A 16,336-nucleotide genomic window follows, 5' to 3' on the forward strand; every position below is an offset into this window, starting at 1 on the left:
AGCTTCAATGATCGGTTGTTGCCCGATCGTCACGAGACGCGAGCCGCCGCCGGCATGGGCGGCGACGGCTCGAAACCGGCAACCTATCGATCGAGGCGAGCGTACGATTGACCGTCCCGCTGCTCCACCTTGATGCCTGCGAGATCGGCGAGATAGGGTCTGAACTGAGCATATCCCAAATCGCGCAGCTTGAACGAACGGAACTTGCCGCGCACGCGCTTGCCGAGCACCGAGAGCGCGATTCCTTCAGGCTCGGCATCGGCCACCGTTTGGCGGATAAACGCCTCGGCATCGGACGGGGCGGCGGGGTTCGAGGCAGGAGCCTTCGACGTCGCCTTGACCGGGCGCTTCGCAGGACGCTTCGCGGAAGCGGAAGCCGGGGCCGCCTCGTCGACGGACGCCTCCTTTGCGGCCTCGGCGTCGACAACCGGCCGTTCGGTCTTGGGAGCCTTGGCCCTTGCAGGCTTGCGCTTCGGCTTCGCCGCGGGCTTCTGCTCTTCGGAAGGCGCCAGGGCCTGGGCATCGGCTTCGCCGACGCGATCGGCCTTCTCAACCTGGTTGCCAGCTGCCGGCTTCTTGCTTCCCGATCCCTTTGCGCGCGTCGCCGCGACGCGCTTGCGGGCCGCTCGTCCGGGTCGGTTGTCCAAAGAGGGCCGCTCGACGGGCTCGGCCTCGACGGGGACGACGGCTTGCCCCTCGACGGACTCGACCGCGGGGTCGGCCGCCTCGGCAGGCTCCTGCTCGACGGCTTCGGAAGCCTGCTCCTTGCGGCGGCGCGGCTGACGGCGCGGCGCCGGCTTCTTTTCAGCGGGCTTCGCCTCGGCCGCGCCCTGCGCGTCCGTCGGCTCCGCACCCGGCGCGTCTTCCGAGCCGTCGCCCTGCGTGCCCTCGGGAGCCTGCTCCACCTCGACCGGCGCGTCCTTCGCGTCCTTGCCCTCGGTCAGCACCACGGCCACCGAGCTGCCGTCCTTGATGATCTGCACGCTGGCGAACTCGTCGAGCAGCTTCGACAGCAGGTTCGTACCGTAGCTGCGCACGTCGAAGTCGGGATAGCGCTTGAGCAGGCGGCTGCCCACCTCGCCGAGCCCCGTCGACTTGCCGTTGTTCTGGTTGTCCGTGATGATGTTCACCACGGCCTGCTCGATCTCGTCCTTGCTCATCGTGGTGGTGCCGGCGCTCTGGCTGCTCGACGAGCCGGGCTGGTCGTGGCGGCTCTTGCCGCGGCCGCCGGAGCTCTTGGAGCCCGTGTCGCCCAGCAGCAGCTCGAGCGTGGTGAAGATGTCGCACGCCTTGCGGAACGGCGTGGGCGTCTTCTTCTCGCCCATGCCGATGACCGTGAGGCCGCTCTCGCGGATGCGGCTGGCCAGGCGCGTGAAGTCGCTGTCGCTCGACACGATGCAGAACCCTTCCACCGAGCGCGTGTACAGGATGTCCATCGCGTCGATGATCATGGCCGAGTCGGTGGCGTTCTTGCCCTGCGTGTAGCCGAACTGCTGGATGGGCGTGATGGAATTCTCCAGCAGCGCGTCCTTCCATTTGGCGTGGAGCGTGAGCGTCCAGTCGCCGTAGATGCGCTTGTAGGTGACGGTGCCGTACTTCGACAGCTCGTCGGTGATGGGCTTTATATACTTCGCCGACACGTTGTCGGCATCGATCAAGAGTGCGAACCGCTTTTCAGACGATTGCTTGGTATCCACGTGGTGCTCCTCATTCCGATTGCGGGCGAGCCGGATGCCCTGCCCCTCGGGCGCCGCATCGCGCCGCGCCTTGGTTGACGGGACGTTTTCGGCGTCTCGACTGATTCTATACTACTTGAAAGTGAGCGTTGAGCGGGCAATTGCAAAATGCCTGATACATTTTGTTCATATTCCTCTTGCGCTCGAGGCCGATAATCCGTATACTTCCACCTTGCGCCTTGGTGGGTGTAGTTCAGTTGGATAGAACGCCAGATTGTGGCTCTGGAGGTCGTGGGTTCAAGTCCCATCATCCACCCCAGCGCGAGTTTGAAAAAAGTGCTTGCAATTGCTGGAAACGTGCTTTAAAATAATCCAGCGCTTTGCGCACTTCGAGTTTTGAGAACTTTGACATAGGCGTTATTTTCGGACTGTTAGCTTAGTTGGTAGAGCAGGGGACTCTTAATCCCAAGGTCCGGGGTTCGAGTCCCCGACAGTCCACCATTTGAATTCGAGAGGTCAGACATTGCGTCTGGCCTTTTTTGTTGCCCTCAAGCTGCGAGCTCCGTTGCGTATCGCCGCCCGATCCTCGAAGCCCTCCGGTCCCCCTTCTCCCCTGAATTGTGGGCACCTTGTGTATGATGGCGGTAGCATCTGCAACAAAACGCTCCTTCGTCCGTGTTGGTAGCGGAAAGGAGATGGGATATGGATACAGGTTGCGAGGCTCTGGGGGCGGGAGTGCCCCTGAGCGATCGCCCGGTTGCTGCAGCGACCGGGCGAAGACCGCGCATCGACGGAGAACGCGATGGCGCGCACCCCCTCGACACCGTCGCGCTCGAGGGCGCCATGGAGCGTTGGGGCGACACCGTGCTGCGCTTGGCGACGAGCCGCATGGGCAGCGTCGCCGACGCCGAGGACGTGTTCCAAACCGTGTTCATGCGCCTGCTGCAATCGAGGGACCGGTTCGTCGACGACGAGCATCTGAAGGCGTGGCTGTTGCGCGTGACGGTCAACTGCTGCAACGATGCGCACCGCAGCCCTTGGAACAAGCGGCGCGCCGAGCTCGACGATGCCACGGCGGCCACGCTGCGCGCCTCGGAGCTCGACGAGCCGGGGCAGGAGCCGCCCGACGACGCCTTCGGCAGCCGCGATCTCGAGCGCGGCGACCTGACCGCGGCCCTCGCCCGCCTCACGCCCCAGCAGCGCACCGTGGTGCACCTGTTCTACTTCGAAGGCTACGCGACCGACGAGATAGCGCAGATCACCGGCGAGCGCCCCGGCACCGTCCGATCCCACCTCCACCGCGCGCGCAAGGCCCTCAAGATCAATCTAGGAGCGCACTCATGAACGAACGTGATTTCCGCCAAGCATACGAGGCGATGCAGCACGACGTGACCGCATCGTCCGATCTCAAGCAGCGAACGCTGGCCGCCGCGAACCGCGAGGCCCATCGCAGCGCCCCCACCCCGCAAGCGGCCGTGCCCGCGTCCGCCAAGCGCCCGCATCGGCGCACCGGATCGCGCGGCGCGCAGGCCGGCGGCATCGCCGTCGCGCGTCGCTGGGGACTTCCCGCCGCGGCCTGCCTCGTGGCAGTCGCCATCGTCGCCGGCGGCGTGCCCGTCGTCATGGGCGCGATGGATGTGGGCGGCCACTCGGCCATCTCCATGAACGATGCACAGCTGACCAGCGGGTTCTCGGTGCGCGCCTACGCGGCCGACGGCTCTTCGATGCTGGAACTCGGCAGCGACGGCACCGTGGTGTTCGGGAGGCGCGCGCCGACGACCGGCCTCAGCGACCAGTACGACGTCGAAGGCGCGTTCACCGGCTGCACGTTCCGCGTGGAAGGCGACGGCATCGCCCGGGTGCAGATGAACGTCTCGAAGGGCGTGCTGTACCGCTCCGCCATCGAGCAGTTCCGCCGCGGCGACGAGCCGGAGAAATGGCAGGAGCTGATCAGCACGAAGCCGACGAACCGCGGCATGGGCGAATACTACGGGGCGTACGATGAAGCGTACCCGCTCATGATCGCGAACGACGGCGCGAAGGACAACCCCGACGCCATCGTGGGCGCCGAGCTGAACAAGCTGCTGGGCTCCACCATCGACGTATCAGCGCAGGACGACCCCGGCATCGCCACCGGCGAGACGAGCTTCGGCCTGTGGACGAACGAGGGCAACCCGTCCGCAGACGCCGCGTTCGACCCCTACGCCGGCGTCATCGACCAGTTCGACGGCCAAACGCTCACCGTCACGGTGACGTTCGAAGACGGACACAGCTCCACCCAGGTCATCGAGCTGCACGCCGCCGACTTCCGCGTCGAATACACCAGCAGCACCGAAACCGAGCTCATCCCCGAGATCGTCGACCCCGCGCAGCTGGGCGAGGGCGAGCACTCCCTCCGCTCGCTGTACGGCACCGTGATCGAGGCGAACAAGGAAGCCTTCCCGCTGCCGCTCGACAACGCGAACGACCGCGCTGACGAAGTGCTGCCGGCCTACACGCTCGACCGCCAAGACGAGACCCGTCCCACCGACACGAAGCTCGGTGAAGATGCGTTGCTCGGCGAGGGCACCACGATCGAAACGACCTACCGCAGCGAGGTCGCCGGGGAAGCATCCTTCGTCCCCCTCTCCTACGGATACCCGACCGTGGAGCGCCTCAGCGCGCCGCCCGACGGCAAGACGCTCGGCGACTTCAACGGCGTCATCTACGGCTGGTTCGGCGACACCGCGTACGTGAACAAGTGCTCGAACGAGGTGTGGGGCTACGGCTTCAACGACGACGGCACCCTCACGAGCGACGACTTCACCTACGTCACGGCAACGTTCGACGTGACGAACACGGGCGACGAGGCCATCGAGGTATGGCCCGCCTGGATCGGCGAGTTCGCCATCGTCAACGGCGACGGCGTCGTGGCCACGGCGAGCACGGGCTACAGCCTCGACTTCTCCACCAGCGACAACGCGCTGCCGTGCGACGAGCCGCAGCACGTCGGCATCGCGGCCGGCGACACCGTGCAGATCACCATCCTGCGCGTGCTGTCGAACCGCCTGGCCGACGACGACAGCCTCCTGTTCGTCCCGGTGAACATCGCCGACGACGGCACGAGCGCCGTCACCCAAGCGTTCTCCGTCGGCGGGCAGATCTAGCTGCTCCGCCACGCAGGGGCCCGCAGGTCGAACCTGCGGGCCCTTCTTCATGCCCTTTACCCGCGCGCGAGCTTCCGGGCGCCGACGTACGTCACGGCGAAGTACACGCCGTACACCGCGAGGAACGCGCCGGCGCACACCAGCGCCATCGAGGTGATGTCGAGGTGCCCGAACACGGCCACGACGTCGGTGACCACCACGAGCGCGCACGCGGAGTGCGCCACGGCCAGCAGCAGCGGGAACAGGAAGTACACGAGCACCTGGGTGAACAGCGCGCCGCTGATCATGCCCTCGGGCGCGCCCAGCTTGGCGCACAGCCCGTAGCGCTGCGCGTTGTCGGACGCGTCGGACAGCTGTTGGATGGCCAGGATGGCCGCGCATGCGATGACCAGCACGAAACCCAGGTAAATGGCCAGGTACGCCACGATGGTGGACAGGCTGATGCTCTGGTCGATCACCTCGGCGCGCGTCATGGACAGCGTGACCGGCCAGGTGTCGGGGTTGTCGGTGTCCGCCACGGCGTCCATCATCTCGCCGAACGCGGCCTCGTCCTCGTCGCTTGCGCACTGCACGTCGAGGACGGACTGGAGGATCGCCGATCCTGCCGGCACCGCCTCGTCGGGCACCACGAGCGTGCCCGTGTTCATCGGAAACGGCGTGGTCTGCAGGCTCTCGCCCCGGAATTCGGCCACGCGCAGGTCGCGCCCGCCCACGGACAGCACGGTGCCGCGATCCACCGCGTCGCGGTAGAACCCGCTCGTGATGTCGGAGTCGCTGAAAACCGCGCACTCCCCCGCGCCCAGCTCGAGCGCCGGCCGACCCGCCAGCTCGAGCGCGGCGTTCACCTGCGACAGCTTCACCAGGTACACGGGGTACGCGCCGTAACCGCTGTTGACGGACGCGCCCGCGTAGTCGGACAGCTTGAGGCCGCTCGCGCGCTCCACGTCGTCCATCACGAGGCCGTCGGCCGGATCGACCAAAAAGTCGATCTGCGCCGTGCGGGACGCCGCCGCATCGAAGTCGCCCGCGCCCACGGCCGCCACGCTCGCGCGCAGCCCCGCAGCCATATCGTAGCCCTGCCGCTCGGCGAAGGCCCCGAATTCACCCAGCTCGGCAGACTGATAGCCCGCCTCGGCGTTGTACGAGCCGAACGACGTGGACACGCTGGCGCTGTAGCCGGTGCTCTTGTCCAGCGAGCCGTCGATGGCGTTGCGGATGCCGATGCCGCCGCACACGCTGGTGATGGCCAGGAACAGCACGAGGCACACCACCGACAGCGACGCGAACGTGGTGTTCACCTTGGCGTTCAGCTGCCGCAGCGTGAACATGTTGAGCCCGCGCAGGTACAGCGGCCGGATGAGCTGCACGAGCTTCAGCAGGAAGCCCGACAGCGCGTAGAAGAACAGCACCGTGCCCAGGCACACGAGCAGCGCAGCCGCCGCGAATTCCGGCGAGGGCTCCATCAGGCCGTTGTCGATGAGCAGCTTGTACGATACGCCGATAAGCACGAGCGACGCCGCGAACAGCGCGAGCGACAGCGGCAGGCTCGTCAGCTTCATCTCCTCGTTCTTGCGCTGCGCGCGCAAGAGGTCGATGAGCTTCGCCCGCGCCACCGTGCGCGCGTTCAGCAGCGCGGCGACCAGGAAGATGGCCGCGAACACCCAGGCGGTCTTCGCCATCGCGTCGGCCGAGAACACGAACGCGAACCCGCCCGCCTCGGCCACGTCGGCCTGGAACAGCGCGCTCGTGAGCTGCAGCAGCAGCTGCGACAGCCCGACGCCCGCCACGAGGCCCACCGCCAGCGACGCCGCGCCCACGATGAGCGACTCGAGCGCCACGATCTTCACCACGTCGCCCGTGCTCATGCCCAGCGTGAGGTACAGCCCGAACTCCCGCTTGCGCCGCTTGACGAGGAAGCTGTTCGCGTACACCACGAGGAACACGAGCACGAACGCGATGAACACCGACACGCCGTCGATGACCATGCCCAGCAGCTCGAACATCTTGTCCTGCGTCTGCGAGAACGCGAGCACGCCCTGCTGGGCCGTCATGGAGTTGAACGCGTAGAACACGGCCACGCCCAGCATGACCGTGAGGAAGTAGATGCCGAAGTCCGCGAGGGACTTGCGCACGTTGCCGAGCGCGAGCCTAGCAAGCATGGCGCGTCACCTCGCCCGCCGCGGCATCGTCCTCGACCGCGCCGCCCATGCTCGTGACCACCTCGACGATGCGCCGGTAGAACGCCGAACGCTCCGCGCCGTTGCGGCGCAGCTCGCCGTAGAGGCCGCCGTCCTTGATGAACACGATGCGGTTGCAGTAGCTGGCCGAGAACGAGTCGTGCGTGACCATGAGGATGGTGGACCCCCGCCCGTTGAGGTACGCGAGCGACTCCAGCAGCGCGGCCGCCGACTTCGAGTCGAGCGCGCCGGTGGGCTCGTCGGCCAGCACGAGGTGCGGGCGGGTCACCGTGGCGCGCGCCGCGGCCACGCGCTGCTGCTGGCCGCCGGACAGCTGGTAGGGGTACTTCTGCAGCACGTCCGCGATGCCGAGCGAGCGCGCCGCCTCCTGCACGCGCGGGTCGATCTCGCGCGCGGGCACCTTTTGGATGGTCAGCGCCAGCGCGATGTTCTCGTAGGCCGTGAGCGTGTCCAGCAGGTTCGAGTCCTGGAAGATAAAGCCCAGGTCCTCGCGGCGGAACCGCGCCAGCTCCCTGCCCGCGAGCTTCGTCACGTCGCGCCCGCCGACGTGGATGCTGCCGCTCGTGGGCACATCGATGGTGGCCAGGCAGTTGAGCAGCGTCGACTTGCCCGAGCCGCTGGGGCCCATGATGCCGGTGAACTCGCCGGCGGACACCGCGAAGCTCACGCGGTCGAGTGCCTGCGTCACGCATGAATCGTGCTTGCGCCCCCCGGCGCCGTAGCGCTTGCTGAGCGCGCGCACCTCCACCACCGTCGAGCCGCTTGCGTCCTTCGTTTCCATGATCGTCTCCTTCTTCTCGCTTGCTCCTTCCCCCAGGATACGAACCGCTCCTTACGGCGCCTTGCAGCGTTCCTTGCGCCAACCTTGCCGTACCTTGCGGCTGCCTTACGTTGTGCGCAACCGGGTGCCCGCGACCGCCCGGCTGTGGCATACTGGCAAGCAAGAGAGAAAGGGGCATCGAAGATGACCGGCGCATTCGGCATAGTGGAGGCGCATCTGCGCGACAAGCGCATCTTGCTGGTGGACGACGAGCGCGAGCTGGCCGACATGGTGGCCACCATCCTGCACGGCGCGGGGTTCGCCTCCGTCGACATCGCGAACTCCAGCACCGAGGCGCTCGCGTCCATCACGGCGCGCAGCGCGACGCCCGAGGCGGCCTACCAACTGTTCGTGCTCGACGTGATGATGCCGGGCATGGACGGCTTCGACCTGCTCGGCCGCATCCGCCAGCTGCCCGCGCACGCCTCCACGCCCGCGCTGTTCCTCACGGCGAAGGACGAGCCCTTCGACCGCGTGTCGGGGCTCACGCTGGGCGCCGACGACTACATCGCGAAGCCGTTCCTGCCGCAGGAGCTGGTGCTGCGCATCGCCGCCGTGCTGCGCCGCTGCTACGTCGCCGAGAACCCGCTGCTCGAGCTGGCCGCGAGCCGCGTGAACTTCGCCACGGCCGAGGTGGAGCGCGCCGACGGGAGCACGGTGCTGCTCACTGCCAAGGAGCACGAGATCCTGAGCGTGCTCGCGCGCAACGCCGGGCGCATCGTCACCATCGACGCGCTGTGCGAGGCGTGCTGGGGCACGTCGTTCGGCTACGAGAACTCGCTCATGGCGCACATCCGACGCCTGCGCGAGAAGATCGAGGCCAACCCGTCGGCCCCGGCGTCGCTCGTCACGGTGAAGGGCCTCGGCTACAAACTGGTGAAACGCGGCTAGCGCATGGGCCGCCCTCCCCGCACATCCTTCGGACGCGACCGCCGCGGCGCCCAGTCGGTGGGCTTCGCGCGCTTCTTCACCAAGCAGCTGCTGCTGTTCGTGGCGCTGGCGTTGCTCATCGTCGTCGTGGACTTCTTCCTGTACGCCGTCATCGCCTACCAGGAGTCGAACTCGAACTTCAACGACGGCACGCCCGCGTCCACGACGCGGGCCGTCGACCAGGCGCTCGCGCAGGAGGCCGACGGCACATGGACGCTGGGGGAAGACGGCGCGGAAGCGCTCGACCAGCAGGACGCATGGGCGCTCGTCGTCGGCGCGGACGGCGCGGTGACGTGGTCGCGCGGCAAGCCCGACGACGTGCCCGACCGGTTCAGCGTCAACGACGTGGCGATGGCGGCGCACTACGCGGACATCGCCGACTATCCGACGTTCTTCTGGGACCGCGACGACGGCCTGCTGGTCATCGGCTTTCCGAAGCACGAGTTCTGGACGATGACGCTGACCTACCCCGCGTCCACCGTGCGCAACTTCCCGCTGTACGTGCTGCTGATATTCGCGGTCGACCTGGGCATCCTCTATTCCATCTACGCGGTGTCGCGCCGCCGGACGCAAAACGCCGTGGCCCCCATTGCGGCCGCGCTCGACGCGCTGTCGGACGGGCGGGCGGCCGAGCTGCACCTCAAGGGCGACCTGCGCGACATCGGGGATCAGATCACCGAGACGAGCGCCATCATCGAGCAGAAGGACGCCGCCCGCGCGAGCTGGATCCGGGGCATCTCGCACGATATCCGCACGCCGCTGTCGATGATCCTCGGCTACGCCGACGCGCTCGCGCAGGACGCGGGCGCCGACGAGGAGGCGCGCGAGCGCGCGCGGGTCATCCGCGCGCAGGGGCTCAAGATCAAGGACCTCGTCACCGATCTCAACACCGCCTCGCAGCTCGACTACGACATGCAGCCGCTGCATCTCGAGCGCGTGCTCGTGGGGCGCCTGCTGCGCACCGTGGCGGCCGCGCACGCGAACAGCGGCCTGAACGAGCAGCATCCCATCGAGCTCGACATCGAGGAGGGCGCGCTCGATGCGGTGGTGCTCGGCGACGAGCGGCTGCTGACGCGCGCGGTGGAGAACGCCCTGGCGAACGCGCGGCTGCACAACGAGCACGGCTGCGCGATCCGCGTGGCGCTGACGGCGCCCGACGGCGCGCGCTGCACGATCAGCGTGAGCGACGACGGCTCGGGGCTCGCGCCCGCCGAGCTCGCCGCGCTCGAAGCGCGCCTCGCGCGCTCGCGCACGGCGCGCAGCGCGGCCGGGTCGTTCAACGAGGACCACGGCCTGGGGCTCGTGCTCATCGACCGCATCGCCCGCGCGCACGGCGGCTCGCTCGCCCTCGACGGCGCGGACGGCAAGGGCTTCACCGTGGCCATCACGCTGCCGCTAGCCTAACGGCGCGGGACGCAGGGGCTTACGCCCCGCTCACCCCGATGCCGATGAGGCCGGGGCCGGTGTGCACCACGAGCACGGGGCTGATCTGCCCCTCGTACCAGGCATCGACGTTGCGCACGCTTTCCTCCAGCTCGCGCTTCACCTCGACCGCCTCCTCGGCGGCGTCGCCGTTCACCACGGCCATCGTGCAGCGCGGGTAGCGCGCCGCCACCTCCTCGGCGCACCGGATGGCCTTCTTGAGCGACTGGCGGCGACCCTTCGCCTTCGCCACCGTGTAGTAGACGCCCTTCTCGTTGCAGCTGATCACCGGCCGCATGTCCAGCAGGCTGCCCACGGCGTACGTCACGTTTCCGATGCGCCCGCCCGCGTGGAGGTACTCGAGGGTGTCCACGCAGAAGAACACCTTGGTGCTGTCCACGATGCGGTCGCTGTCGCGCCGCAGCTCGTCGAGCGTCGCGCCGGCCGCCAGCCTGCGCGCCACCGCGAGCGCGACGAGGCCCGCGCCCATGCCGATGTTCTTCGTGTCCACGATATGGCAGTCGAGCTGGGGCAGGCCCACGGCGATCGAGCGCATGAGCTCGTAGGTGGCCGACAGCCCGCTCGAGATGGTGACCACGACGGCCTGCTCGTAGCCGTCGTCCGCGACGCGCTGCAGCACCTCGCGCGCGATGGCCGGCGTGGGCGTCGACGTGGTGGGGATCTCCTCGCTGAACCGGTCGTACACCTCTTGCGGCGTGATGGTGACCTTGTCGAGGAAGCTCTCGTCCCGGTAGTTCACCTGGAGCGGCACGACGTACATGCCGTAGCGCTCGATGTCGGCGGGCGGCACGTCCGTGCACGAGTCGATGACGAGGGCGATGCGGTTGGTGTCCATGCGGCCTGCTTTCGTCGGGTCGGGGATCGCCCCCGTGCTATCTAGTTTCAATAACTAGATTATTGGTTGAAGCACACCATGTCAAGAAGTTCGGAAGATTGACTCCAAACGTCCTTCTTGCTATCCTCGTGTTCGCCTCCCCCGCACCGCACACGAAAGGCCCCTCCATGAACGACGCATCCGTCAGCGCATCATCGTACGCCGAACGGCTCGTGGCGCTCCATCTGCCGCGCTACGACGAGATACCCTCGATCGATCTGTACATGGACCAGCTCATCGGCTACCTCGAGGAGATGCTCGGCCCCCTGTACCAGCCGGACGAGAAGATCATCACGCGCTCCATGGTGAACAACTACGTGAAGCAGGGCGTGCTGGCGTCGGCCGCGGGCAAGAAGTACACGCGCTCCCACATCGCCTACCTCATCGTCATCTGCACGCTCAAGCAGACGTTCTCCATCGCCGAGATCGACCGGCTCATCCGCATGCAGATCGCCAGCTTCGACACGCACGTGGCCTACGACTACTACTGCGACGCGTTCGAGGCCGCGCTGCACGCGCTGTTCGCCCCCGATCCGGCCAGCCCGAACGGCCTGATGAGCGGCGCGAACGAGGGCGACTTCGAACGCGACCTCGTGCTGGCCTCCACCGCGGCGGTCGCCTACACGCTCTACATCAAGGCGAGCATCGCGGTGTCCCGAGCGTAGCGACGTTACGTCTTCCGCTCATTTCATGCGCAGGTTCGGGCAAGCACGACGCGCTCGGTTACAATAGAAGGGTCGATCCCGTCCACGATAGGAGGAGCCCTTGGAAGCGCTCATGCTCGCCCTGCTCTTGCTGGCAGCAGTCCTCGTCTCGTCGGTCATCGACCAGCTGGTCCCCAAGATCTCCTCGCCTCTCATCCAAATCCTGCTGGGACTGGGCATCGCGCTTCTCGCTTCCTCGCAAATCAAGATCGAGCTCGACGACAAGCTGTTCCTCGTGCTGTTCATCGCGCCGCTGCTCTACGACGAGGCCAAGAACATCGACAAGGCGTCGCTGTGGAGGAACCGGCGGCCCGTGCTGTCGCTGGCCATCGGGCTCGTGGTGGCCACGGCGCTCGTCGTGAGCTTCGCCGTGAACTGGCTCGTGCCGTCCATCGGCCTGTTCGCGGCGTTCGCCCTGGGCGCGGCGCTCGGCCCCACCGACGCCGTGGCCGTGGCCTCGCTGTCGAAGGAGACCAACATCTCGTCGCGCTCCAAGAGCATCCTCGAGGGCGAATCGCTCATCAACGACGCGTCGGGCATCGTGTCGTTCCAGTTCGCCATCGCCGCCGCCGTCACGGGCACGTTCTCGCTCGTGGACGCCACGGCCGACTTCCTGTTCAGCTTCTTCGGCGGCATCCTCATGGGCATCGCGATGAGCTACCTGGGCAACTTCCTCGTGCGCAAGGTGCGCTCCTGGGGGCTCGAGAACACGACGTTCCACGTGCTGTTCGAGGTGTTCACGCCATTCATCGTGTACCTCGTGGCGAACGCGCTGCACACGAGCGGCATCCTGGCCGTGGTGGCGGCCGGCCTCGTGAACGTCATCTCGCCGCGCATCATCGGGCCGTCCATCTCGCGCATGAACATCGTCTCGACGAGCGTGTGGCGCGTGCTGTCGTTCACGCTCAACGGCGTGGTGTTCGTGCTGCTGGGCACGCAGCTGCCGCTCGCGTTTTTGGGCACGTGGGAGAGCACCGCCATCGCCAACGACAAGCTGATCGCCTACGTGCTGGGGCTCGCGCTGCTCATCATCGCCGTGCGCTTCGTGTGGATACTGCTCATGGAGTGGGCGCACAACCGCAAAGACCCCGACACCGGCTCGTTCGGGCTGGAGAACGTGCGCTCGGCCGCCGTCATGACGCTGGGCGGGCCGAAGGGCACCATCACGCTGGCCGTGGCGTTCACCATCCCCTACACGGTGCCGCAGCGCGACCTCATGATATTCATGGCCTGCGGCGTCATCGTGGTCACGCTGCTGCTGGCCACGTTCGTGGTGCCGCTGCTGGCGCCGAAGAAGCCCCCGACCGACGAGGACCTGCGCTGCGACGAGACCGAGGTGAGCATCGAGATCCTGCGCACCGTCATCGAGGACCTGGCCGCGCGCCAGACCACCGAGAACCGCGCCGCCACGCAGATGGTCATCCGCTCCTACAACGACCGCATCGCGCGCATCAAGAGCCGCAACGACATCGAGGACAAGCCGAACACCGCCCTGCGCCTGCAGGCGGTGGCATGGGAGCAGGAGCTCGTGCTCAAGCTCATCGACGACGAGGAGATCTACCCCATCATCGGCTACCAGTACCTCAGCCGCCTCGCGCGCATCGAGAACATGCTGCAGCATCATCGCGGCCGCTGGTCGGTGCAGAACTTCATGCTGCGCCTGCGCGCCATCGTGCGCTCGGGCTGGCACCGCATCGTCGCCGGGCTGCCCGGCATCAACGTCACCGAGCGGGTGCAGGCCGTCCGCGATCTCCAGATGCTCTGCGCCGAGCACGTGGTGGAACGCCTGCAGCAGAAGCTGGCCTCGCCCGAGTCGAACGAGCCCACCGAGGACGTGAGCACGCTGTTGCTGGAGTACCAGCGCTCCATCACGGCGCTGCGCAGTGCGAACCCGTCCATCACCGCGCTCGCGAACACCGCCAGCAAGGCGGTGGACATCGAGCGCCACGGGCTGCGCCTCGAGCTGGAGCAGATCCAGGCGCGCTACGAGGACGGCGAGCTGTGCCGCGCCTCGTACAAGCGCCTCCGCGAGAACGTCTACCTCATGCAGGTGGACCTGGAAGACAACGTGTAGGCCCGCTCCCCCTTGGCGCGCTCCGCGTCGAGAGGCGTTTTCGAGGGCACCACGCAAAAAGGCCGCCCATCGGACGGCCCCTTCGCTTGGAATCGCGTTACATCTTGGCCGGAGCCGTGACGCCCAGGAGGTCGAGCGTCGTGGCGAGCACGATGCGGGTGGCGTCCACGAGGGCCAGACGCGCGTTCTTCACGTCGTCCTCCTCGCCGATGACGTGGCAGTTCGTGTAGAACGAGTGGAACAGCGCCGCCAGATCCTGCGCGTAGTGCGTCAGGCGGAACGCGGCGCGGTCGCGGGCGGCCTGGGCCACGAGCGGGCCGAAGTCGTCCATCTTGCGCATGAGCGCCAGCTCGGACTCGTGGGAGAGCGGGCTCAGGTCCACGTTCGCCGGGATCACCTTCGCGGCCAGCTCGTCCATCGTGATGTCGCCGTTCGCGGCGGCCTCGGCATCGGCCGGGTCGGCGGCCTTGCGCAGGATGGAGCAGATGCGGGCGTGCGCGTACTGCACGTAGTACACCGGGTTCGACGCGTCCTTCTTCTTCGCCACCTCGATGTCGAAGTCGATGGGCTGGTCGGAGGACTTCGCCAGCATGAGGTAGCGGGTCGCGTCCACGCCCACCTCGTCGATGAGCTCCTCGAACGTGATCATCTCGCCCGTGCGCTTCGACATGCGGACGGCCTCGCCGTCGCGGAACAGGTTCACCAGCTGGCCGAGCATGATCTCGAGCGCGCCGGGCCAGCCCCACGCGGCCAGCATGGCCTCGCAGCGGGCGATGTAGCCGTGGTGGTCGGCGCCCCAGATGTTGATGAGGTGGTCGAAGCCGCGCTCCATCTTGTTGTAGTGGTACGCCACGTCGCTCATGAAGTATGTCATCTCGCCGTTGGCCTTGATGAGCACGCGGTCCTTCTCGTCACCGAACGCGCTCGACTTGAACCAGGTGGCGCCGTCCTCGACGTAGATGTAGCCCTTCTCGTCCATGGCCTTGAGGCTGCGGTCGACCGCGCTCTCGCCCGTCTCGTCGGGCACGTACAGGCTGCGCTCGCTGAACCAGCACTCGAACGTGGTGCCGAAGCGCTCGGTGACGCGATGCTGCTCGGCCAGCTCGTAGGCGTAGGCGCGCTCGCGGAAGTTCTCCATGCGCTCCTTCGGGTCGGCGTCGAGCCACGTGTCGCCGTCCTCGTCGATGATGGCCTGCGCGATGTCCTTCACGTAGGAGCCGGCGTAGCACGCTTCCGGCATCTCGACGTCGCGGCCCAGCAGCTGCTGGTAGCGCACGGCCACCGACTCGCCGAAGTTGTCCATCTGCGTACCGGCGTCGTTGATGTAGAACTCCTCGAACACGTCGTAGCCCGCGTGGCGCATGACGCGCGCCGTGGCGTCGCCGAGCGCAGCCCAGCGGCCGTGGCCCACGTGCAGGGGGCCGGTCGGGTTCGCCGAGATGTACTCGAGGTTGATCTTGCGCTCGCCCTCGGGGATCTCGCCCTTGCCGAAGTCGCCCTTCTCGGCGCGCGCCGTGGCGACGACGCTCTGCAGGACCGCGTTCGCCAAGCGGATGTTGATGAAGCCGGGGCCGGCGATGTCGACGGAGGCGATCATGTCGTTCTCCGGAAGGTGATCGACGATGATCTGGGCGATCTCGCGGGGATTCTTCTTGGCGAGCTTTGCCGAACGCATGGCGACGGTGGACGCCCAATCGCCGTTGCTCTCGTCGCGCGGGCGCTCGAGTGCCGCCTCGGGAGCCTGCTCGAGCGTCAGCGTTCCGTCCTCGCACGCGGCCGCGACGGCCGCGTCGATCAGCTGTTCAAGTTGTTCGCGAATTTGCATGGTACGCATCTTTCCTTAGCGGATGGGTCCTTCTTTTTATACATCCGTCGATTCTACCATTTTTCCACCGCAAATGAAGCACACGCGAGCGCCGCTTTGCACTTCGGAGCTCTTATGCAGAAAACATCCACACGACCTCGCAAAAGCCTGATTTCATTGCGCACGTATGGTAAGGTGGTCGGCGACCGAAGAGAGAAAGGGCCCGCATGGATTTGCGATTCGAGCAAGGGAACTTCGACGACGCGCGCCTCGTGCGCACGCGCGTCTTCATGGAGGAACAGGGCTTCCAGGACGAGTTCGACGCCGTGGACGACGACCCGCGCACCATCCACGTGACGCTCTACGTTGACGACGCCCTCGTCGGCTGCGCGCGCACGTTCCCCGACCCCGACCATCCCGACCAGCCCGGCCGCTGGGTGTTCGGCCGCCTGGCCGTGCTGCCCGAGGCGCGCCACGGCGGCTTCGGCGGCAAGCTGCTGGCCGAGTCCGAGCGCCTGGCGCGCGAAGCCGGCGCCACCGAGATGCACCTGCACGCGCAATGCCGCGTCGCATCGTTCTACGAGCGCACGGGCTACGAGCAGTACGGTCCCGTCGAGCTGGACGAGCACGTCGAGCACATTTGGATGAAGAAAGCGCTGTAACGAGA

At 67.1% G+C, this 16,336-nt stretch carries 12 protein-coding genes and 2 tRNA genes; 9 read left to right on the forward strand and 5 right to left on the reverse strand.

Features of this window, described 5'->3' with window-relative positions; genetic code table 11:
• Window positions 1-83: 83 nt before the first annotated feature.
• Entirely contained in the window at window positions 84-1,697 is a 1,614-nt protein-coding gene (locus H8S61_RS04030) for an NYN domain-containing protein (RefSeq protein ID WP_186938016.1), read from the reverse strand.
• A 221-nt stretch (window positions 1,698-1,918) separates the two neighbouring features.
• Here H8S61_RS04030 and H8S61_RS04035 point away from each other — a divergent pair.
• From H8S61_RS04035 to H8S61_RS04050, 4 genes are all read left to right on the forward strand, one after another.
• Window positions 1,919-1,995, forward strand: a tRNA-His gene (locus tag H8S61_RS04035).
• A 106-nt stretch (window positions 1,996-2,101) separates the two neighbouring features.
• Window positions 2,102-2,177 (forward strand) — tRNA-Lys (locus H8S61_RS04040).
• Between the two features lie 201 nt (window positions 2,178-2,378).
• Entirely contained in the window at window positions 2,379-3,020 is a 642-nt protein-coding gene (locus H8S61_RS04045) for an RNA polymerase sigma factor (RefSeq protein ID WP_186938017.1), read from the forward strand.
• Window positions 3,017-4,822, forward strand: a complete 1,806-nt coding sequence (locus H8S61_RS04050) for a hypothetical protein (protein ID WP_186938018.1) — start codon at window positions 3,017-3,019, stop codon at window positions 4,820-4,822. The genes H8S61_RS04045 and H8S61_RS04050 overlap by 4 nt, the downstream gene beginning before the upstream one ends.
• 56 nt (window positions 4,823-4,878) lie before the next feature.
• Here H8S61_RS04050 and H8S61_RS04055 read toward each other — a convergent pair whose 3' ends face one another.
• Both H8S61_RS04055 and H8S61_RS04060 read right to left on the reverse strand, forming a co-directional pair.
• A complete protein-coding gene (locus H8S61_RS04055; protein ID WP_186938019.1) occupies window positions 4,879-6,981 on the reverse strand; it encodes an ABC transporter permease in 2,103 nt (700 codons plus the stop codon).
• Complete coding sequence (locus H8S61_RS04060) at window positions 6,971-7,801, reverse strand: ABC transporter ATP-binding protein (protein ID WP_186938020.1); 831 nt, start codon at window positions 7,799-7,801, stop codon at window positions 6,971-6,973. The genes H8S61_RS04055 and H8S61_RS04060 overlap by 11 nt, the downstream gene beginning before the upstream one ends.
• 183 nt (window positions 7,802-7,984) lie before the next feature.
• On the opposite strand from H8S61_RS04060, the gene H8S61_RS04065 reads away from it, so the two are divergent.
• Window positions 7,985-8,731, forward strand: a complete 747-nt coding sequence (locus H8S61_RS04065) for a response regulator transcription factor (RefSeq protein WP_186938021.1) — start codon at window positions 7,985-7,987, stop codon at window positions 8,729-8,731.
• A gap of 3 nt (window positions 8,732-8,734) precedes the next feature.
• Window positions 8,735-10,174 (forward strand): sensor histidine kinase, encoded by a 1,440-nt coding sequence (locus H8S61_RS04070; protein ID WP_186938022.1) that lies wholly within the window; start codon window positions 8,735-8,737, stop codon window positions 10,172-10,174.
• 19 nt (window positions 10,175-10,193) lie between these two features.
• On the opposite strand, the gene H8S61_RS04075 is transcribed toward H8S61_RS04070, so the two are convergent.
• Complete coding sequence (locus tag H8S61_RS04075) at window positions 10,194-11,048, reverse strand: DegV family protein (protein WP_160943647.1); 855 nt, start codon at window positions 11,046-11,048, stop codon at window positions 10,194-10,196.
• 167 nt (window positions 11,049-11,215) lie between these two features.
• Here H8S61_RS04075 and H8S61_RS04080 point away from each other — a divergent pair, with 167 nt between their 5' ends.
• Both H8S61_RS04080 and H8S61_RS04085 read left to right on the forward strand, forming a co-directional pair.
• Window positions 11,216-11,752, forward strand: coding sequence for a DUF1836 domain-containing protein (locus tag H8S61_RS04080; protein WP_186938023.1), 537 nt, complete (start codon window positions 11,216-11,218; stop codon window positions 11,750-11,752).
• Window positions 11,753-11,852: 100 nt separating this feature from the next.
• A complete protein-coding gene (locus tag H8S61_RS04085) occupies window positions 11,853-13,865 on the forward strand; it encodes a cation:proton antiporter (protein WP_186938024.1) in 2,013 nt (670 codons plus the stop codon).
• A gap of 97 nt (window positions 13,866-13,962) precedes the next feature.
• Here the strand turns inward: H8S61_RS04085 and argS are convergent, their stop codons facing one another.
• Window positions 13,963-15,690 (reverse strand): arginine--tRNA ligase, encoded by a 1,728-nt coding sequence (gene argS, locus H8S61_RS04090; RefSeq protein ID WP_186938025.1) that lies wholly within the window; start codon window positions 15,688-15,690, stop codon window positions 13,963-13,965.
• Between the two features lie 206 nt (window positions 15,691-15,896).
• Here argS and H8S61_RS04095 point away from each other — a divergent pair, with 206 nt between their 5' ends.
• On the forward strand, window positions 15,897-16,331 hold the full coding sequence (locus H8S61_RS04095) for a GNAT family N-acetyltransferase (RefSeq protein WP_186938026.1): 435 nt from the start codon (window positions 15,897-15,899) through the stop codon (window positions 16,329-16,331).
• Window positions 16,332-16,336: the final 5 nt, after the last annotated feature.

Origin of the sequence: Eggerthella hominis, assembly GCF_014287365.1 — a bacterium.
In the GTDB taxonomy this organism is placed as follows: domain Bacteria; phylum Actinomycetota; class Coriobacteriia; order Coriobacteriales; family Eggerthellaceae; genus Eggerthella; species Eggerthella guodeyinii.